This window comes from uncultured Friedmanniella sp., assembly GCF_964244005.1.
GTDB lineage: Bacteria > Actinomycetota > Actinomycetes > Propionibacteriales > Propionibacteriaceae > Microlunatus.
On the sequence record NZ_CAXTHG010000003.1, the window covers coordinates 1 to 19,226 of the forward strand.

At 69.5% G+C, this 19,226-nt stretch carries 17 protein-coding genes, 1 tRNA gene and 1 riboswitch; of the genes, 9 read left to right on the top strand and 9 right to left on the bottom strand.

Annotated features, from left to right (window positions below; translation table 11 throughout):
* Both groL and ACFE76_RS02435 read right to left on the bottom strand, forming a co-directional pair.
* Nucleotides 1-1,180 (bottom strand): chaperonin GroEL (groL, locus tag ACFE76_RS02430; RefSeq protein WP_375430145.1); only part of this gene is annotated, 1,180 nt, incomplete at its 3' end.
* 247 nt (nucleotides 1,181-1,427) lie between these two features.
* The gene (locus tag ACFE76_RS02435; protein WP_375430146.1) at nucleotides 1,428-3,221 is read right to left on the bottom strand and encodes a glycoside hydrolase family 3 protein; all 1,794 of its coding nucleotides are present in this window, start codon (nucleotides 3,219-3,221) and stop codon (nucleotides 1,428-1,430) included.
* An 88-nt stretch (nucleotides 3,222-3,309) separates the two neighbouring features.
* On the opposite strand from ACFE76_RS02435, the gene ACFE76_RS02440 reads away from it, so the two are divergent.
* Nucleotides 3,310-4,788 carry an MDR family MFS transporter gene (locus ACFE76_RS02440; RefSeq protein ID WP_375430147.1) on the top strand — a complete coding sequence of 493 codons (1,479 nt, stop codon included), beginning with the start codon at nucleotides 3,310-3,312 and terminating at the stop codon, nucleotides 4,786-4,788.
* A 14-nt stretch (nucleotides 4,789-4,802) separates the two neighbouring features.
* On the opposite strand, the gene ACFE76_RS02445 is transcribed toward ACFE76_RS02440, so the two are convergent.
* Complete coding sequence (locus ACFE76_RS02445; protein WP_375430148.1) at nucleotides 4,803-4,997, bottom strand: hypothetical protein; 195 nt, start codon at nucleotides 4,995-4,997, stop codon at nucleotides 4,803-4,805.
* A 31-nt stretch (nucleotides 4,998-5,028) separates the two neighbouring features.
* A complete protein-coding gene (locus ACFE76_RS02450; protein ID WP_375430149.1) occupies nucleotides 5,029-5,838 on the bottom strand; it encodes an HAD-IIA family hydrolase in 810 nt (269 codons plus the stop codon).
* A 70-nt stretch (nucleotides 5,839-5,908) separates the two neighbouring features.
* On the opposite strand from ACFE76_RS02450, the gene ACFE76_RS02455 reads away from it, so the two are divergent.
* The 3 genes from ACFE76_RS02455 to ACFE76_RS02465 all read left to right on the top strand — a co-directional run bounded on the left by ACFE76_RS02455 (nucleotide 5,909) and on the right by ACFE76_RS02465 (nucleotide 8,707).
* A complete protein-coding gene (locus ACFE76_RS02455) occupies nucleotides 5,909-6,124 on the top strand; it encodes a hypothetical protein (RefSeq protein WP_375430150.1) in 216 nt (71 codons plus the stop codon).
* A 338-nt stretch (nucleotides 6,125-6,462) separates the two neighbouring features.
* A complete protein-coding gene (locus tag ACFE76_RS02460) occupies nucleotides 6,463-7,890 on the top strand; it encodes a hypothetical protein (protein WP_375430151.1) in 1,428 nt (475 codons plus the stop codon).
* 118 nt (nucleotides 7,891-8,008) lie between these two features.
* Nucleotides 8,009-8,707: a GTP pyrophosphokinase family protein gene (locus tag ACFE76_RS02465; protein ID WP_375430152.1), complete on the top strand. Its 699-nt coding sequence runs from the start codon at nucleotides 8,009-8,011 to the stop codon at nucleotides 8,705-8,707.
* 22 nt (nucleotides 8,708-8,729) lie between these two features.
* Here ACFE76_RS02465 and ACFE76_RS02470 read toward each other — a convergent pair whose 3' ends face one another.
* Entirely contained in the window at nucleotides 8,730-10,784 is a 2,055-nt protein-coding gene (locus tag ACFE76_RS02470; protein ID WP_375430153.1) for a RecQ family ATP-dependent DNA helicase, read from the bottom strand.
* 179 nt (nucleotides 10,785-10,963) lie between these two features.
* Here ACFE76_RS02470 and ACFE76_RS02475 point away from each other — a divergent pair, with 179 nt between their 5' ends.
* The gene (locus ACFE76_RS02475) at nucleotides 10,964-11,170 is read left to right on the top strand and encodes a hypothetical protein (RefSeq protein ID WP_375430154.1); all 207 of its coding nucleotides are present in this window, start codon (nucleotides 10,964-10,966) and stop codon (nucleotides 11,168-11,170) included.
* A gap of 366 nt (nucleotides 11,171-11,536) precedes the next feature.
* On the opposite strand, the gene ACFE76_RS02480 is transcribed toward ACFE76_RS02475, so the two are convergent.
* Both ACFE76_RS02480 and thrC read right to left on the bottom strand, forming a co-directional pair.
* Nucleotides 11,537-11,812, bottom strand: a complete 276-nt coding sequence (locus ACFE76_RS02480) for a MoaD/ThiS family protein (protein WP_375430155.1) — start codon at nucleotides 11,810-11,812, stop codon at nucleotides 11,537-11,539.
* Entirely contained in the window at nucleotides 11,809-13,110 is a 1,302-nt protein-coding gene (thrC, locus tag ACFE76_RS02485; protein WP_375430156.1) for a threonine synthase, read from the bottom strand. Before thrC ends, ACFE76_RS02480 begins: the two co-directional genes overlap by 4 nt.
* Before the next feature lie 10 nt (nucleotides 13,111-13,120).
* A riboswitch (SAM riboswitch) is annotated at nucleotides 13,121-13,233 on the bottom strand.
* A 100-nt stretch (nucleotides 13,234-13,333) separates the two neighbouring features.
* On the opposite strand from thrC, the gene ACFE76_RS02490 reads away from it, so the two are divergent.
* On the top strand, nucleotides 13,334-13,825 hold the full coding sequence (locus ACFE76_RS02490) for a hypothetical protein (RefSeq protein ID WP_375430157.1): 492 nt from the start codon (nucleotides 13,334-13,336) through the stop codon (nucleotides 13,823-13,825).
* On the opposite strand, the gene ACFE76_RS02495 is transcribed toward ACFE76_RS02490, so the two are convergent.
* Nucleotides 13,809-14,117 carry a DUF3263 domain-containing protein gene (locus tag ACFE76_RS02495; RefSeq protein ID WP_375430158.1) on the bottom strand — a complete coding sequence of 103 codons (309 nt, stop codon included), beginning with the start codon at nucleotides 14,115-14,117 and terminating at the stop codon, nucleotides 13,809-13,811. The genes ACFE76_RS02490 and ACFE76_RS02495 overlap by 17 nt on opposite strands.
* Nucleotides 14,118-14,208: 91 nt before the next feature.
* On the opposite strand from ACFE76_RS02495, the gene ACFE76_RS02500 reads away from it, so the two are divergent.
* From ACFE76_RS02500 to ACFE76_RS02510, 3 genes are all read left to right on the top strand, one after another.
* Nucleotides 14,209-15,225: a Gfo/Idh/MocA family protein gene (locus ACFE76_RS02500; RefSeq protein WP_375430159.1), complete on the top strand. Its 1,017-nt coding sequence runs from the start codon at nucleotides 14,209-14,211 to the stop codon at nucleotides 15,223-15,225.
* Between the two features lie 13 nt (nucleotides 15,226-15,238).
* Complete coding sequence (manA, locus tag ACFE76_RS02505; protein ID WP_375430160.1) at nucleotides 15,239-16,414, top strand: mannose-6-phosphate isomerase, class I; 1,176 nt, start codon at nucleotides 15,239-15,241, stop codon at nucleotides 16,412-16,414.
* A 79-nt stretch (nucleotides 16,415-16,493) separates the two neighbouring features.
* A tRNA-Thr gene (locus tag ACFE76_RS02510) sits at nucleotides 16,494-16,569 on the top strand.
* A gap of 190 nt (nucleotides 16,570-16,759) precedes the next feature.
* Here the strand turns inward: ACFE76_RS02510 and ACFE76_RS02515 are convergent.
* Nucleotides 16,760-19,180 (bottom strand): DUF262 domain-containing protein, encoded by a 2,421-nt coding sequence (locus tag ACFE76_RS02515; protein WP_375430161.1) that lies wholly within the window; start codon nucleotides 19,178-19,180, stop codon nucleotides 16,760-16,762.
* Nucleotides 19,181-19,226 lie beyond the last annotated feature (46 nt).

Sequence of the window (19,226 nt, forward strand, 5' to 3'; positions counted from 1 at the left end):
TGCGGTGCTTGCGCTCCTTGAGCTCGACCTCGGTGGCCGCGCCGACCTTGATCACGGCAACGCCGCCGGCCAGCTTGGCCAGCCGCTCCTGCAGCTTCTCGCGGTCGTAGTCCGAATCGGACTTCTCGATCTCGGCCCGGATCTGCGAAACGCGGCCGGCGATCTGCTCGGCATCGCCGGAACCGTCGACGATCGTGGTCTCGTCCTTGGTGACGACGACCTTGCGGGCGGTGCCCAGCAGGGACACGTCGACCGAGTCGAGCTTGAGCCCGACGTCCTCGGAGATGACCTGGCCACCGGTCAGGATCGCGATGTCCTGCAGCATGGCCTTGCGGCGGTCACCGAAGCCCGGGGCCTTGACGGCGACGGACTTGAAGGTGCCACGGATCTTGTTGACGATCAGCGCGGCCAGGGCCTCGCCGTCGGTGTCCTCGGCGATGACGACGAGCGGCTTGCCGGCCTGGATGACCTTCTCCAGCAGCGGCAGGACGTCCTTGAGGCTCGAGACCTTCGAGTTGACGATGAGGATGTAAGGGTCGTCGAGGACCGTCTCCATCCGCTCGGTGTCGGTGACGAAGTAGGGCGAGATGTAGCCCTTGTCGAAACGCATGCCCTCGGTGAGCTCGAGCTCGAGGCCGAAGGTGTTCGACTCGTCGACGGTGATGACGCCTTCCTTGCCGACCTTGTCCATCGCCTCGGCGATGATGTCGCCGACGGTGGCGTCCCCGGCGGAGATCGAGGCGGTGGCCGCGATCTGCTCCTTGGTCTCCACGTCGGTGGCCGTAGCGGCCAGCTGCTCGACGATGGCTGCGACGGCCTTCTCGATGCCCTTCTTGAGGCTCATCGGGTTGGCGCCGGCGGTGACGTTCTTCAGGCCCTCGCGGACCAGAGCCTGCGCGAGCACGGTGGCGGTGGTGGTGCCGTCGCCCGCGACGTCGTCGGTCTTCTTGGCGACCTCCTTGACGAGCTCGGCACCGATCTTCTCGTACGGGTCCTCGAGCTCGATCTCCTTGGCGATGCTCACACCGTCGTTGGTGATGGTGGGCGCACCCCACTTCTTCTCGAGCACGACGTTGCGACCCTTGGGGCCGAGGGTGACCTTCACGGCGTCGGCGAGGATGTTCATCCCACGCTCGAGCCCGCGACGCGCCTCGGTGTTGAACTGAATGAGTTTGGGCATGTTCTCCGCGAGTCCTCCCGCGCGCCGGCGGCGGACCGCCGGCTAGATTGGCTGGTTGTCTGCCCCACGACGGTGCCCGCGACGGACGACCCCTGACGGGGTCTCACACGTGTGTGAGGTGGCACTCACGCTAGGAGAGTGCTAACTAATGTTTAGCACTCGGACCATGCGAGTGCAAACACCGGCCCGCTCCCCGACTTGTCAGCGGCAGTGGTCGCCGGGGCGACCATGGGCGCTGACAGGTCGGTCAGTCGACCAGGCCGTCGCCGAAGCGGAACAACGGGTCGACGGTGTCGAACGGCACGTCGCTCCGACTGGCCTCGACGGCGGCCGTCGACGAGGGCAGGTCGAAGGGCAGCCGACCGCGCGCCTGGGCCGTCCCGAGGAGCACGTCGACCAGGGCCTCGTCGTTGGCGCCGAAGTTCACCAGCAGCGCGGCCGCCGCGCCGGCGACCTCGGTGAGCACGGCCGGTCGGTCGAGGTAGACGTCGACCACCGTCGGTACGGCGGCGCAGACCGCCAGGACCCGGTCCCGCTCGGCGGCGGGGAACTCCAACGAGCCGGCGTGGAAGCGGGACTCGAACCTTCCCGGCCGGGCTTCGTACGGGGCAGCCAGCCGCAGCACGGCCAGATCGGCCTCGGCCGGGTCGTCGACCACCCGGCCCAGCCGCTCCGCCGCGTCCCGGCCCAGCCCCTCGACGTAGACCGACGCACCTGCGGTCAGCGGCAGGGACGCCGGCCCGGCGGCGGCCGCGGTCAGCCGGGTGATCGCCGCCCGCTGAGCCGCCGCCCCGTCCGCCACGAAGTCGGCGCGACCGATGGTGGCCAGGGCGTGCTCGAGGTCCAGCGGCGCAGCGTCGAACAGGCCCAGCACGAACTTCTCGCGCAACAGCCGGCGGACCGAGACGTCCAACCGCTGCTCGTCGACCCGGCCGGCCCGGACGAGGTCGACCACCAGCTCGGGGCAGCTCTCGCCGCCGAACTGATCGACGCCCGCCTCGATCGCCTTCAGCACCCGCATCGCCGGGGTGAGCTCCTCGATCCCCCAGGCCCGCGCCGGCATCGGCTCGCCCGCGAAGGTCTTGTCGGTGATCAGTCCCCAGTCGGTGCAGACGATGCCGTCGAAGCCGAGCTCGGTACGCAGCAGGTCGGTGATGACCCCGCGGCTGAAGGCAAAGCCCACCTCTTCCCAGTCCGTCCCGATCGGCATCCCGTAGTAGGGCATGATCTGCGACGTCCCGGCCGCCAGCGCCGCCCGGAACGGCCGCAGGTGGTACTCCTGCCGACCGCCGGGATAGACCTGCTCGCGGCCGTAGTCGAAGTGCGGGTCCTCGCCGTCGAGCTGCGGCCCACCGCCGGGGAAGTGCTTGGTCATGGTGGCCACCGACTCCGGGCCCAGCCGCTCGCCCTGGAAGCCCCGGACGTACGCCTGCACCAGCTCGGCGGTCAGGTCGGCGTCCTCGCCGAAGGTCATCCCGATCCTCGACCAGCGCGGTTCGGTGGCGAGGTCGATCTGCGGGTGCAGCGCCACGCGCAGGCCGCCGGCGAGGTACTCCTGCCGAGCGACGTCAGCGAACCGCTCCACCACGGCGGGGTCGCGCAGGGCGGCGAAGCCCAGCGACTCCGGCCACAGCGAGAACGCTCCCGCCGGCGCCGCGGTGCCCAGGTTGCTGCTGAAGGCATGCCGCGGGTCGGTGGACACGCTGACGGGGATGCCGAGCGGGGTGTCGGCGGCCAGCTCCTGCAGCCGGTGGTGCCAGCCGACGAGGTCGCGGACGCTCTCCGGCGCCCCGAGCACGTTGAAGTGGTTCATCCTCAGGTCCTGCACCGACGCAGCCGCCTCCGGCCGGCCGATCATGTTGCCCGACCGCATCAGCCCACCACCGGGCTCGGTCATCTGCATGTCGTGGAACATCAGCCCGGCCTTTTCCTCCAGCGTCAACCGGCCCAGCAGGTCCTCGACCCGCCGTTCGACCGTCAGCTGCGGGTCGCGGTACGGGACGTCGGCTGGCGGGTGAGGTGGGGACGTGAGCTGGGGCATCGGCGCTCCTTCAGGGATGGTGTCGCCATCCTGCCGGAGGCTCACCGGCCGCGGGAATGCCGGGACGCCCGGGGCGGTTGGCGAATTCGTGACCGAGTCCGCAGCCCCGACCATCAGCCGGTCCGATGTCGGACTGCGCTCGGCGCGCGGCCCCATCCTGCTGGCGGTGATGCTGAGCGTCGGCCTGGTGGCCATCGACTCGACCATCCTGGCCACGGCCGTCCCCGCGATCGTCAACGACCTCGGTGGCTTCGCTCAGTTCCCGTGGCTGTTCTCGATCTATCTGCTCGCCCAGGCCGTCTCGGTGCCGATCTTCGCCAAGTTCACCGACCTCGTCGGCCGCAAGCCGGTGATGCTGCTGGGGATCGGGCTGTTCGTGCTCGGTTCGGTGCTGTCGGGCTTTGCCTGGTCGATGCCGGCGCTGATCGCGTTCCGCGCCGTGCAGGGACTGGGCGCCGGGGCGGTGCAGCCGACCGCGATGACGATCATCGGCGACATCTACTCCGTCGCCGAGCGCGCCAAGGTGCAGGGCTACGTGGCCAGCGTCTGGGCGATCTCGTCGGTCGTCGGTCCCACGCTGGGCGGGGTCTTCGTCGACTTCGCGGACTGGCGCTTCATCTTCTTCGTCAACGTGCCGCTCGGCGCGGTCGCGGCCTGGGTGCTGGCCCGCCGGTTCTCCGAGGACGTGCACCGTTCGCGGCACTCGATCGACTACGCCGGTGCGGCGCTGCTCGCCGCCGGCACGTCGCTGGTCGTCCTCGGGCTGCTCGAAGGCGGCGTGGTCTGGCCGTGGCTGTCCGTGCCCGGGGTCGGCGTGCTCGCCGCGGGCGTCGCGAGCCTGGTCGCCTTCGTGTTCGTCGAACGCCGGGCCAGCGAGCCGATGATCCCGCCGTGGGTGCTGCACAGCCGGCTGCTGAACAGCACGAACGTGGCCAGCCTGGCGGTCGGGGTGGTGCTGATCGGGCTCACCTCCTACATCCCGCTCTACGTCCAGGGCGTGCTCGGCACCAACGCGTTGGTCGCCGGCTTCGCGTTGGCCGCGTTGACCCTCGGCTGGCCGATCTCGGCCTCGCAGGCGGGCCGGATCTATCTCCGGATCGGCTTCCGCCGGACGGGGCTGATCGGCACCGCGATCGTGCTGGTCGGGATGGGACTGCTGATCCTGCTGTCCCCCGACAGCTCGGTCGCCCAGGTGGCCGTCACCTGCTTCGTGATCGGCCTGGGCATGGGCCTGGTCGCCAGCCCGACGCTGATCGCCGCCCAGTCGGCGGTGGAGTGGAACGTCCGCGGCGTGGTGACCGGCACCAACATGTTCGCCCGCTCCATCGGCAGCGCCGTCGGGATCGCCGTCTTCGGCGCTATCGCCAACGCCGCCCTCGCCGCCTCCAGCGGCGGCAAGGTGTCCACCACCGCGAGCGCGATCCCGGCCCGGGTGCTCGACCCGGCCCTGCACCAGGTGTTCCTCGGCACCGGGGCCGTCGCCGTGCTGATGCTGGTCGCGGTCGTGCTGATGCCCGAACGGGGCGCCGCGCGCGACACCGAAGCCGCGTCGGCGACCTCCGACTGAGCGGTCGGGTGGCCTCAGCGCAGCTCGACCGTCGCCACACCTTCGGTCAGGAGTCCTCCCGCCCGCGAGACTCTCGAGCTCAGCCCGCTGGGGACGTCGTCGTACAGAAAGCCGCTGGCCGCCCGGTTGGAGTCGGCACTCACCAGGGTCGAGGTGAAGGTCTTGGCGTGCGAGGCGATCCGGAACAGGTGGCCGGTCTGTGTCGGCACCCGTGCGTCCGGGTCGGCCAGCCAGCAGGGGTCAGTCTGCCGTGGCCGGCGGGGCGAACTCGGCGACCAGCGGGACCACGTCGGCGATCGAGTCCAGGACGCGGGTCGGCCGGTACGGAAACCGGCTGATCTCGTGCGCCTTGGTCGAGCCCGACAACACCAGGATGGTGCGCAGTCCGGCCTCGATGCCAGCGATCACGTCGGTGTCCATCCGGTCGCCCACCATGGCCGTGGTCTCGGAGTGCGCTTCGATCGTGTTCAGCGCCGACCGCATCATCAGCGGGTTCGGCTTGCCGACGAAGTAGGGCAAGATCCCCGTCGCCCGGGTGATCAGCGCGGCCACCGAACCGGTCGCGGGCAGCGACCCTTCGGCCGAGGGTCCGGTGGCGTCGGGGTTGGTGGCGATGAAGCGGGCGCCGCGTTCGATCAGCCGGATCGCCCTCGTGATGGCCTCGAACGAGTAGGTCCGGGTCTCCCCCAGCACCACGTAGTCGGGGTCGCGGTCGGTCAGCACGAAGCCGATGTCGTGCAGGGCGGAGGTGACGCCGGCTTCCCCGATCACGTACGCCGATCCCCCGGTGCTCTGCTCGGCGAGGAACTGCGCCGTGGCCAGCGCCGACGTCCAGATCGCCGCCTCCGGGACGTCGATGCCGCTGCCGAGCAGCCGGGCCCGCAGGTCGCGTGCGGTGAAGATCGAGTTGTTGGTCAGCACCAGGAAGGGCCGGCGGTGCTGCTGCAGGGCGGCGATGAAGTCCGCTCCACCCGGCAGCGCCTGCTCCTCGTGCACCAGCACCCCGTCCATGTCGGTCAGCCAGCAGGCGACGGGCTTGGTCTCGGTCATGGCTCCAGGCTGACAGCGGCTGACGGGTCCGTCCAACCCCAGGGTGACCGATGTTCCTACCCCAGAGGTGATGAGACTCCTCCGGACGGCCGCCGTGGTGCTGGCCGCAGGCTTGGGCGTGATGGGCTGCGGTACGGCGGCCGAGCCGTCCCCGAGTCCGACGCCCACCCCGACGCCGAGCGTGGAGCTGCCGACCGAAGGCGCGGGCAGCGATGGCCTGACCGTCCGCTACCGCGACGAGGCCGGCCGGCTGAAGACGCTGCGGGTCGAGGACTTCCCCCGCTGACGGGTGCCAGACTCCCGGCATGATCGAGCAGGTCCTGAGCCGGCCGGCGCTGGTCGTGCTGGTGGGGCGGCGGGCGCCGGCACGTGGGCGGCGAGCCGGTTCCGGGCGGTGGAGATCGTCTCCGCGGACGCTCTGCGGCAGCGGTCGGCAACGGGCCGGCCGACCTCGAGGCTACGACCGAGGCGTTCGCAGTGCTGGACCAGATCGTGACCGCGCGGCTGCGGCGTGGGCTGGCCGAGCTGGGCGCTGAACGGCGCGCACCCGGTCCCGTGTGAACAGCAGGTTTCAGCACCGGACCACGGTCGGAGTAGTCCTCGCCCGGACGGCATACTGCAGACGTGTCTGAGACCGTGACTCCCGAGCAAGCGACTGCCACCGAGAAGCCGACCGTGATCATCCTCTACGGCGGTACCGGTGACCTGGCCAAGCGGCTGGTGCTGCCGGCCTTCTGGGAGCTCTACACCCGCGACCTGCTGCCCAAGCGCTGGAAGCTGGTGGGCAACGGCCGCGGCGACGTGTCGCACGAGGACTTCGCCGCGCACATCTACGACTGCCTGGTCGAGTTCGCGAGCACTCCCGACCCTGAGCTGTGGAAGGGGTTCGCGGCCAACGTGCTGTTCGCTGGCGGCGGCTTTCGCGACAGCAACCCCGGCAGCCTGCTCGACGTGATCGCCCACGCCGAGGCCGAGCTGGGCGAGGACCGGACGATCATCCACTACCTGGCGATTCCCCCGTCGGCCTTCGAGCCGACGACGCGCGCGATCAAGGCCCACGGCCTCGCGCCGGGCTCCAAGGCGGTCTACGAGAAGCCGTTCGGCACGTCCCTGAAGAGCTTCCACGAGCTGGACGACCTGGTGCACTCGGTGTTCGACGAGGGGCAGGTCTACCGGATCGACCACTTCCTGGGCAAGGAGGCGACCCAGAACCTGCACCTGGTGCGCTTCAGCAACCGGCTCTTCAATGACACCTGGAGCAAGGAACACCTGGCCCAGGTGCAGATCGACGTGCCGGAGACGCTCGACATCGCCGACCGCGCCGGCTTCTACGACGAGACCGGCGCCGCGCTCGACATGCTGGTCACCCACATGTTCCAGGTCGCGGCGGAGGTCGCCATGGAGCCGCCGCAGAGCATGGCGGCGGCGGACCTGCAGTCGGCGCGGGAGTCGGTGATCGCTGCGTTCCGGCCGTTGGACCCCGACGAGGTGGTGCTCGGCCAGTACCGCAGCTACCGCGAGACCGACGGCATCCCCGACGACTCCGACACGGACACGTTCGTCGCCGCCCGGCTGTGGATCGACACCGACCGCTGGCAGGGCGTCCCCTTCCTGCTGCGCACCGGCAAGATGATGAAGAAGAGCGCCCAGCGGGTCAGCCTGATCTTCAAGCCCTCCGATGGCCCGGTGCACTCGATCGGCAGCAACACCAACGCCTTGATCTTCGACCTCAAGGGCAACGGGGCGATCGAGATCCAGATGACGGTGAAGAAGCCGGGACCCGAGCCGCTGCCGGCCGAGAGCTGCAGCACGCTGCACCTGGAGAACGTGGCCACCGGGTCGATGACGGCCTACACGTCCCTGATCTACGACGTGTTCGCCGGCGACCGGTCGCTGTTCACCAGCTCGGCCGGGCTGGCCGCCGCCTTCGAGGCTTTCGCCCCGATGCTCGGCGAGCACCGTCCGAAGGTGGAGCTCTACGACGACGGCACCTGGGGCCCGGCCGCCGCCACGGCCCTGACCGACGACGTCGGCTGGCTGCTCGGCGGCTGAGGTTCGGGCGGTCCTCGACGTCGTCACTATGAGGGTGGGGCGGACCTCGGTCAGAATAGGGGTCCGCACTCTCGAGGGAGCCATCGTCGACGAGCCCAGTAGTCCCATCCAGGCCGCAGTGCTGTTGCCTGGATCGGCGGACCTGCCTGACGCCGGCGTCCTGGCGCAGCTGCAGGCGGCTCAGGACCGCTTTGCGCCGTTCATCATGCAGTACAAGTTCGGCATCGACGAGATCATGACCAAGATCTCGATCCTGCGCGAGGAGTTCGTGCAGACCCACGCCTACAACCCGATCGAGCACGTCACCTCGCGGCTCAAGACGCCGGAACGGCTGATGGACAAGATCGCCCGCAAGGAGTGCCCGCACACCTTCGAGCACATCCGCGAGGCGATCACCGACATCGCGGGCGTCCGGGTGGTCTGCAGCTTCATCTCCGACACGTACTTGATCTTCGACATGCTGGTCAGCCAGTCCGACGTGACGCTGCTGCAGGTCAAGGACTACATCCGCGATCCGAAGCCGAACGGCTACCAGAGCCTGCACGCCATCGTGGAAGTCCCGGTGTTCCTGTCCGACGGCCCTCGGCCGGTCGTCGTCGAGCTGCAGATCCGGACGATCGCGATGGACTTCTGGGCCAGCCTCGAGCACAAGATCTACTACAAGTACCGCGACGACGTCCCCCAGCGACTGCTCGACCAGCTGACCGAGGCGGCCGGAGCCGCGTACACCCTCGACACGACGATGGAGTCCCTGCACCAGGAGGTCTTGGGACTCGGACAGCGCCCCGGCACCGCAGAACCGACCACCGACGCCTGAGCCCGGGAGCGGCCTCGACCGCTCAGGGCAGCTGGTGCAGCGCGAGCGGCAGTACCGAGGTCGCACCGGCCTCCGCGAGCAGGGACCCAGCCACGGTGATCGTCCACCGGCTGCGGATCCGGTCGTCGACGAGCAGGACTGGACCATCGAAGCTCATCCCGGGCATCAGCGTGGTCGTCCGCAGCAGGTCCCCAGCACGGACCGAGGACGAGGAGTCTTCGGCCGGTCGTGGACCGCTCACCGCCAACGCCTCCACGAGCGGCAGCCGGCCGATCCGGGACAGGTGCTCGGCGACCGAGCCCACGAGCGTGGGATAGCTGCGCGACGGCATCGCCACGACCGCCACCGGGCGCTGCCAGGTCTTGGACCAGCGCTTGAGCACCTCGACCATGCCGTCCAGGACGTGCGGCGGGGCCGCGCCGTCGCGCTGCCACATCCGGGCCAGCTCCTCGGCCCACGCCGGGTCGTCGGCGAAGGCGAGCGCCCGCCCCTCGGCGAGGAAGCCGATCCGGCCCTTGCGCCCCGGCAGTCCGGACGGCCACAGCTTGCGCGGCTCGACCACCACGTCCTGGCCGCGGAAGAAACGCTGCGCGGCGGCCACCACGTCCGCGCCCGGTCGCTCGCCCGGCTCGGGCAGCTGGCCGGTGCAGACCGAGCAGCGGCCGCACGGCTGCGGGTCGGGATCGTCGAGCGCCTGCTGCAGGAACTGCATCAGGCAGCCCTCGCCGTGGGCGTAGGAGCGCATCAGGTCGGCTTCGGCCGCCCGGACGCGGCGGAGCGCCGCCCACTTGGCCTCGTCGAAGTACCAGGCCGTCCCGGTTGCCACCCAGCCGCCGGACTGGCGCTTGACGGCGTCGTCGACGGCCAGGATCTTGAGCGTGCTCTCGAGCCGGCCGCGGCGGATACCGGTGGCGCTCTCCAGGGCCGGCAGCGACTGGGGTGCGTCGCCGAGGGCGTCGAGGATCTGCTCCACCTGGTGCTCGTCGGGGATGCCGGCGGTGGCGAAGTACTGCCAGATCCGCTCGTCGGACTCCGCGGGTACGAGGACGGCGAGCGCGTCGTCCAACGCCCGGCCGGCACGGCCGACCTGCTGGTAGTAGGCCACAGGCGACCCCGGCGAGCCGAGGTGGACGCAGAAGGCGAGGTCGGGCTTGTCGTAGCCCATGCCGAGGGCCGAGGTCGCGACCAAAGCCTTCACCTGGTTGGCGCGCAGCCGGTCCTCCAGCTCTTCACGGTTGGTCGTCTGGCCCGAGTACGCGGCGACGTCGAACCCCTGCTCGGTCAGGAACGCCGCCACGCGCTCGGTCTCGGCCACCGTGAGCACGTAGATGATGCCGGAACCAGGCAAGGTACGGAGCGCGTCGGCCACCCAGGCGTAGCGCTCGAGCACACTGAGCTGCGGCACCACGGCCAGCCTCAGCGACGCGCGCGCCAACGAGCCCCGCAACGTCACGGTGTCCTCGCCGAGCTGCGCGGCCACGTCGGCGGTCACCCGCTCGTTGGCCGTGGCGGTGGTGGCCAGCACGGGTGTCCCTGGCGCGAGCGCCAGCAGGGTCCGGGTCAGCCGCTGGTAGTCCGGCCGGAAGTCGAAACCCCAGTCCGAGACGCAGTGGGCCTCGTCGATGACGAGCATCCCCACCGACGCCAGCAGATCAGGCAGTCCAGCGGCGAACGCCGGGTTGGACAGCCGCTCGGGCGAGATCAGCAGCACGTCGAGCTGGCCGGTCCGGACGTCGCCGAGCACCTGCGCCCACTGGTCGATGTTGGTCGAGTTCACCGTCGCCGCCCGAAGGCCTGCTTTTTCGGCCGCCGAGATCTGGTCGCGCATCAGCGCGAGCAGCGGCGAGACCACCAGGGTGGGGCCGGCGCCCTGTTGGCGCAGCGCTGCCGTGGCCGCCCAGTAGACCGCCGACTTGCCCCAGCCGGTCGCCTGCACCACCAGGACGTGCCGGTGCCGGTCGACCAGCTCCTCGACCGCGGTGATCTGCTCGGCGCGCGGCCGGGCGTCCGGGCCGGCCATCATGGCGATGGTCGTGGCCAGGACGTTGCGAGCTGTGTCACGCGCCACCGAAGTCATGCCCCTATCCTGCCCGCCGGATCTGACGTGGACGAACGCTGGAGGCGAGCTGTGGATAGCCGCTTGACACTCGGCTGCCTGTGGACAACCTGGTCGGCGGAACGGCTACGGCCTCTTGGCGCCGCGAGTTACGATCGTGTTACACACGGCGAGAGTGCGGCTCACCGGTCGTAGGAAAGGTGCAGATCGACATGGAGCTTCTGGCTCTTTGGATGGTGGCGGGTGTCTTGCTGATGTCGGCCGTGGTCTTCGGCTGGGTGGCGGTCACGACACACGCCATGGCCGACGACCTCGAGCGACGAACCGCAGAGCTGCATCAGGAGGACCTCATCCGGCGGGCCTGCGCCCGGCTCGACGAGGAGCACCGCCTGCTTCTCGAGCACTGAGCTGTGCCGCCTGAGGGGCGGGGTCATCGGTTAGCTCTTCGAGGTGACCATCTCGCCGGTGTGACCTCGCCTTCCGCGCCCTTGCGCGCATTCGAGCGTTCCCCGGAGAGTGATGTCCCCGTGTAGCGGTGCGTCCGTACGTTCCCGCCGATGAGCGGCGCTGGCTGCTCTGCCGGCTGCTGTCGTCCTTCGACACCTGCTACGACGACGACGTCCATAGTGTCAGGACCCTCTGCACCTTGCCGGTCCATCCAGCCCGTCGCCGCTCTCGAGGGCGATCGCGAGTGCGGAAGAGACCGGGCGCGCAGCGCTCCGGCGGAGCCTGCTCGAGGTCGACCCCGAGCTCTGCGAGCGCTACGCCGACGCTCAGCCGCCGGCGACGGCCGGGATGATCGAGACCTTGGCGCCCTCGGGCACGGGTGCCTCGAGCCCACCGGAGAAGCGCACGTCCTCATCCCCGACGTAGACGTTCACGAAACGGCGCAGCTGGCCCGCGTCGTCGAGGATGCGACCCCGGATGCCCTTGTGGTTGGCCTCCAGCGACTCGAGCAGCTCGGCCAGCGTGCCGCCGTCGGCGGTGACCTCACCGGCACCGGCGGTGTAGGTGCGCAGGATCGTGGGGATGCGTACCTTGGCGCTCATCCGCGGTACTCCTTCCAGAAGTCGGTGAACGCCTCGTAGCGAGGCGGGATGGTGGTCTTCGGTCCGACGTGGCCGCTCACGGCGTCCAGGGTCTTGAGTCCGTCACCGGAGTTGATCACCACGGTCTCGGCGTCGGGGTCGAGCACGCCGTCGGAGATCAGCTTCGCCGTGACGCCCACGGTGACGCCGCCGGCGGTCTCCCCGAAGACGCCCTCGGTCCGGGCCAGCCGGCGGATGTTCTGCACCACGGTCTCGTCGTCGACGTCGGCGATCAGTCCACCGGTACGCCGGACCACGTCCAGCACGTACGGTCCGTCGGCCGGGTTGCCGATGGCGAGCGACTTGGCGATCGTGTCCGGCTTGACCGGCGGGACGAAGTCAAGATCATTTCGGTAGGCCTGGGCGATCGGCGAGCAGCCGGTGGCCTGGGCGCCGTAGATCTTGTAGGGCTTGTCCTCCACCAGTCCGAGCTTGATCAGCTCGATGAAGCCCTTGTCGATCTTGGTCAGCTGGGAGCCCGAGGCGACGGGGATGACCACCTGGTCGGGCAGCCGCCAGCCGAGCTGCTCGGCGATCTCGTAGGCCAGCGTCTTCGAGCCCTCGGAGTAGTAGGGACGGACGTTCACGTTGACGAACGCCCAACCCTCCTCCTCGGCGGCGATCTCGCTGGCGAGCTTGTTGACGTCGTCGTAGGTGCCCTGCACGGCCACGAGGGTGGTGTCGTAGACGGCGGAGGCGATGATCTTCTGCTGCTCGAGGTTCTGCGGGACGAAGACGACCGACTCGATCCCGGCCCGGGCCGCGGCCGCGGCGACCGCGTTGGCCAAGTTGCCGGTCGACGGGCAGGCGAGCACCTTCAGGCCGAGCTCGCGGGCGGCCGACAGGGCCACGGCCACGACCCGGTCCTTGAAGGAGTGGGTCGGGTTGCCCGAGTCGTCCTTCACCCAGAGCTGGCGCAGGCCGAGGTCGGCGGCAAGGTTGCCGGCGTCGAGCAGCCGGGTGTAACCCGGGTCGGTGGAGCGGAAGGTCGCGATGTCGGTCGGTACGGGGAGCAGCGGGGCGTAGCGCCAGATGCTCTTGGGACCGGCCTCGATCTGGGCCCGGGTGATCGTCGGGAACTCATAGCCCACCTCGAGCGGGCCGAAGCACTCCAGACACGCGTAGAACGGGCCGAGCGGGCTCTGCTCACCGCAGGCCCGACAGACCAGGTGGGTGGCGTTGCCGAAGGCTCCGGTCCGGACGCCGGCCGGGAGCGGGACGGTCGTCGAGGTGAGGGTCGGGGTGGCGAGCGCGGTCATGGCTGTCCTTACTTCATCTGTCCTGGCCGTCGTTCGGCCAAGGCGGAGTTGGCACCGTTCCTGATCGGTCAGGCGGTTGCCGGGGAGTCAAAGGGCCGTTCCCTCATCCCCTCTGGATGACGACGCCAGCCTAACGTCGGCGGTCCCACGGCTACGCATCCGGGTGTCAGATGGTGGGACTCTTGTCCGGAATCCGGGACGCTGAGCGCGATAACGTGACGGAATGGCGCCTCTGCCCCTCGACCGCCGACATCGAGCCCGCCGGCTCGGCAACTGGCTCAACCTCAGCACGCCGCTCGGGCTGCTTGTCGCCGGGGCCGGTCGTGCCACCGTTCGACCCGGCCCCCGCGGACTGCTGCTGGCCGACGGTTATCGCCTCGCCTTCCCGCTGGCGAGCGCCTTCACGGTCGGCAACGTGCTGATCACCTCGGGCCGGTGGTCGGCGCTGATCGACGAACGGCCGACGCTGCTGCAGCACGAGGAGCAGCACAGCTGGCAGTGGTTCAGCCTGGGGCTGCCGTTCCTGCCCGCGTACGTGGTGGCCATGGGCTGGTCGGTGCTGCGGACCGGCGACCGCGCGGCGGCGAACGTCTTCGAACGGCGAGCCGGGCTGGCCATCGGCGGCTACCGCGAGGTGCCGCTCAGGCCGTTGGGGCCAGCGGTCCGGGCGGGGTTGGGCACGCTCCGGAGCCGAGGCCTCAGGAGTCGATCGTGAGGTCGATGCCCAGCCGCTTGGCCGAGCGGTTGCGCTGCCGGGTGGCGCGCAGCCGGCGCAGTCGCTTGACCAGCAGCGGGTCCTGGACGAGGGCGGCGGGCTGGTCGATCAGGGCGTTGAGCACCTGGTAGTAACGGGTGGCCGACATCTGGAACTGATCGCGGATCGCCTGCTCCTTGGCGCCGGCGAACTTCCACCACTGCCGTTCGAAGGCGAGGATCTCGGCGTCGCGCACGCTGAGCTCGCCGTGCGGCTCGGGGCTCTCGAGGTGGCTGTTCGAGACACTGACCATGGCGCCATCGTAGGGCCTAATCACACCGGTGTCATTCAGCGCGGTCCCAACCGGCGTACGCCTTCAGGCGCGGATAGGTCAGCATGTTCCCGTGACGAACGCAGAAGATCCGCGCATCGGCTGGGGCATCCTCAGCACCGGCCACATCGCCTCGGTGCTGGCCCGCGACCTGGCCCTGCTGCCCGAGGAGGCCGCGCTGGTGGCCGTCGGCTCGCGGTCCCTCGCCAAGGCGGAGGCGTTCGCGGCCGAGTACGGGTTCCGGCGCGGCTACGGCTCCTACCGTGAGCTGGCTGCCGATCCCGACGTCGACGTGGTCTACATCGCCTCGCCACACAACGACCACTACGCCTCGGCCAAGCTCTGCCTCGAGGCCGGCAAGGCGGTGCTGGTCGAGAAGCCGCTGACCGTCAGTCCCGACCAGAGCGAGGAGCTCGTCGCCCTGGCCCGGGACCGCGGGCTGCTGCTGATGGAGGCGATGTGGACGCGTACCCAGCCGCTGATCCGCCGGGCCGCCGAGCTCATCGCCTCCGGTGAGCTGGGCGAGGTCCGACACGTCGACGCCCAGTTCGGCTTCGCGTTCGACGGGCCGACGACCCACCGGCTGCTCGACCCCGACCAGGCCGGTGGCGCCATCCTGGACGCCGGCGTCTACCCCACGCACGCGGTCAACCTCTTCCTGGGTGAGCCGACCGACGTGCTGGCCTACGGCACGCACGCCTCGACCGGGGTCGACGACCACGCCGCGGCGCTGCTCACCTATCCGCCGACCGACGCCCGCGGAGCGGCAACCGCGGCCATCCTGTGCACCCTGAACGCGCAGCTGCCGACCCGGCTCGCCGTCTACTGCACCCGCGGCCGGGTGATGGTCGACGACTTCTTCATCCGGCCGGAGACCGTGACCGTGCATCGGGCGGACGCCGAGCCGGAGGTGCTGGTCACCCAGTGGCCGGGTGGCGGCTACACCTTCGAGGCGCAAGAGGTGATGCGCTGCCTGCGGGCGGGTGAGATCGAGTCGCCGCTGGTGCCGTGGTCGAGCACGCTCGAGGTGGCCCGCACGCTGGCCCGGTGGGAAGCCGCCGTCGACCAGCCCGTCGGCACGATCGCCTGACATGGTCCAGCTGATGACGGGCGCCATCCAGCCCTACGCCTGGGGATCCCTCACGTTCATCCCGGAGCTGCTCGGGCAGCAGCCGACCGACGAGCCGCAGGCTGAGCTCTGGCTCGGGGCGCACGCCTCCGCGTCGGCCATGGTCGACGGCCGCCGGCTCGACGAGGTCATCGCCGACGACCCGACCGGGGTGGTCGGGGCGGCCGCGGTCGAGGAGTTCGGGGCCAAGCTGCCGTTCCTGCTGAAGGTGCTGGGGATCGCGAAGCCGCTGTCGCTGCAAGCGCACCCCTCACGAGAGCAGGCGGAGTCGGGATATGCGCGTGAGAACGCGGCGGGGATCGCGCTGGACGCGAAGGACCGGCTGTACAAGGACGACTGGCCCAAGCCCGAGATGGTGTGTGCGCTGGTGGACAGCGAGGCGCTGTGCGGCTTCCGGGACCCGCTGGAGACCTACGACCTGTTCGGCCAGCTGGGGGTGGCCTCGGCCACCGAGCTGGTCGGGCCGCTGGCGGACGTGGCGGTGCCGGCCGACCAACGGCTGGCGTCGGTCTTCGAGTCACTGCTCCGGGGCGAGGAAGGAACCGCCGCCGTGTCGGAGGTGGTCGCTGCCGCCCAAGGCCTGGAGGTCGAGGGCGCCCTCGGCTTGTTCGCGCGAACGGCCCGGGAGCTCGGTGAGCACTACCCGGACGACTCGGGCGTCCTCGCCGCGCTGCTGATGAACCGGATCGCGGTGAAGCCCAACCAGGCCGTCTTCCTGCCGGCCGGCAACCTGCACGCCTACCTTCGCGGCGGCGGGGTGGAGATCATGGCCAACTCCGACAACGTGATGCGCGGTGGGCTGACGCCCAAGCACGTCGACGTGGACGGCCTGCTCGCCATCCTGGATTTCAGCCCCGGATTCCCTGGCTTCATCGAACCGGTCGAGGAGACCCCGGGCTGTTGGCGCTACCCCACGCCGGCGCCCGAGTTCGCGCTGTGGCGGCTGGAGCCGCGGGAGTCCGTGGTGTCGGTCCCTGCCGTCGACTCCGGTCGAGCACTGCTGGTCACCGACGGGTCCGTGGTCGTCGAGGGCGGCGAGTCGGACCTCCCGCTGGGTCGCGGCCAGGCCGCCTTCGCCCGCGCCGGGGAACAGCTGATGGTCAGCGGGCGTGGCACGGTCTTCGTCGCCGGGCCGGGCGTCGACAGCTGAACGGCAGCGGGAACAGCTCCCTGAGCCTGTCCACCGCTCCCTGAGCCTGTCGAAGGGCCGGTACGCTGGCTCGGCACTCGCTGGCGTGGCGCAATTGGTAGCGCACCTGTCTTGTAAACAGGCGGTTGTCGGTTCGAGTCCGACCGTCAGCTCCACTCTTTCACCTTGTCAATCCGCTTTTCTTTCGGTCCTCGAGCCCGTCGAAGGACCGCCTGACAGCAGTGCTGACAGCAACGGCACTCATGAGCCGAACTAGGGGCCCGGCCAGGACGCCGTCCGAGCGCCCCTCCAGCCGCGCGATAGCAGCCAGCGCGCCTGGTGTGCCGTGCCCACGACCGTTCTGTCTCAATGGTCGGCCTCGACCAAGTCCGTCAGGTCGTCGCTCGACAGTCGCCGAGATGGGTCTGCCCTGCCGCCGAGTAAGAAGATGCCCTCAGCCTGCAGCACCAGCGCCGGGTCACGGTGGTCCTGAGGATCGGACCAGCGGAATGCCTCCGCGACCCGGCCGTCGTGGGTCAATATGCGATACCCGTTGACGCACTGCTGACAGCTGGTGATGTGGTTCCCCAAAGGTTGCGGTGCGGTGCCTACTGCGTCGGCCAACTCGCTGTAGGCGGTCCACCTCCCCTGCGGCAGAGCTTCGAGGATGGCGTGCAGCCGTGACCAGTCGAACGCTGGCTCGGACGACCCCTGCGCCGGCTTTTCGCCTCGATACGCAGCACGCACGTCGGCGAGCTTTCGGCCGTCCTCGAGGCGCCAGAAGGCCCAGCCGTTAGTTGCGCCGCCTCTAAGGTGGCTGCCAGCGCCCGAGGGGGTCTGAAAAATCTTCCCGTCAAGCTCGAGATTGCCGTCGGGCATTATGACGGCCTCCAGTGCGCCCCACCTTCCGGGTCGCGGGAGCAACCGGGTGCCAGGGGCCAGTAGCCCGGCGGCGACGAGATGCTTCACCTCCACCCAGCCCTGATCCGTAGGGGCTGTGTGAAGAACCTGCCCCGTGTGGCCTTCGGGCACCGGCCAGGTGGCCAGCAACGCTTGAATCATGACTTGTGACCGCGCGTCGATCAGGCCTTCGTCCCAGACCTCGATGCCTGGGTCGCTGAAGTGGCGGTTCATAAGGAACACGTCGTGCTTGGCAAGCTTTGCGCGCTTGGTGCTCCAAGCGCTGTTCGAGACCGCGGAGTTCAGCCCCTCAGTCAGCAGGGTGAGATTGCCCAACCGATGCACGTGAGCGCCCCGGTTGAGTTGGGCCTGCAGCCCCTCGACCGGCCAGTGTGTCTCCCACTTCTGCGGCAGCACGTGTTCGATGGGATACCCGCGCCGCGGAACTGGTGGGTACTTGTAGGCCGACCGAAGGCGGTCTTCCACTGCTTCGAGAAGCATCCGTAGCCGGCCCCGCGGGAAGCGACGGTAGGCGTTCTCGGTGAGCAGGACGACCCGAATCTCATCATCTCCTGGCCAGTAGCTGCTAGCCGAGGACAGCCGGGCCAGGTGGTTGCGCACCCGCTCCACCAATTCAGCTGATGGAGCCGTGCGGTGAGTCCGGATGAGCTCAGCAACGATGCGGCCGAGGTCAGCTGAAGTCAGCCGGAGCAGTTGGCGACGGATCATCCAGCTCTCGGTGGCCCTGATGACGCCGTTCGCCACGTCCGCTGGGATGGACAGCTCCGGGTCGTGCAGCCACAACAGCACGGGTCTGAGCAGCTCAACCCCAGTGGCACCCATCCGGTAGACAGCCATCTCCGTCGGGGTGAGCGCGCGGTCGGGGTCGGCAGCTGCCACCGCCCACGCCTGGTATAGATCAGCCTGCTGCTTGATCAGCACCAGCAGATCGCCCATCTTCTGGCCCGACTGGTAGTCCACGTAGTGCTTGAACCGGGTGAAGGTCGACTTCGGGCTGACCTCTTCACCCACCCGGGACCCCAGCCACTGGTTGAGGAACAGTGAGCTGCGCGAGATGTTGTACCGCCCCACGGAAATTTCGGTTTCCCAGAACGTCGCCTCGAACGGCCAGTCCTGGGCGTACGCCAGACGTGTGTCGACCCGTTCAGCCTCCAGTCGTTGGAAGACGAAGTTCTTCACCAGGTCGGCGGCGGTGAGCGGCGTACCGCGAGCGTTGAGGGTCTCGAAAATCTCCTGGGAGTTCTCCTGGGCCTGGAGATCAATCACCACCAACTGCAGGCCCCTGGTGAGTACCTGCACCAGCACCTCGGCCCGGTCGCCGAGTGCCGCGTCCCTGGGCGCCTCGCCAAGCCACTCTGCAACAGCGGCGACGAAGAATCGGTGGGCTCGGGCCAGTAGGGACCCCGCGTGCTTCAGGCCGTCGTGATTGACCGGCGGCTCGGTGTTCATGACCTCGTCGAAGGCCGCCTGGTCGCGGTTGGTGTGGCGCAGCTTCAAGCGGGTGGCGCCACCAGTGACGTACAGCTCCAGGTTGTGTGTGAGCAACTCCAGCTGGCCCGAGAGCGTGTCCCGCCCTGCCTCCTCGAGCACTGCGCCCGTGGCGTCCATCAGGAGCTGCAGGGTGGTCATCCGCTGCTGGCCGTCGATGACGTTGCGCGCCGGCAGGTTGCCGGTCTGGTTGTCCTGCGCCTGCACTACCACCGCACCGAGAAAGTGTGTAGCTGAGGAGTATGGGTCGTTGAGGCGGAGCTCGGCCAGCCGCCGCACGTCCTGCCACAGCGGAAGCCATTGCTCGGTCTCGTCCCACACGTAGGGCCGCTGGAACAGCGGGACCACCAGGTGCTGCGGCAGGGTGAAGATGTCCAACGGTGTACGGACGTTTGTATCCACGGCTCCCCTTGTATATGACGTC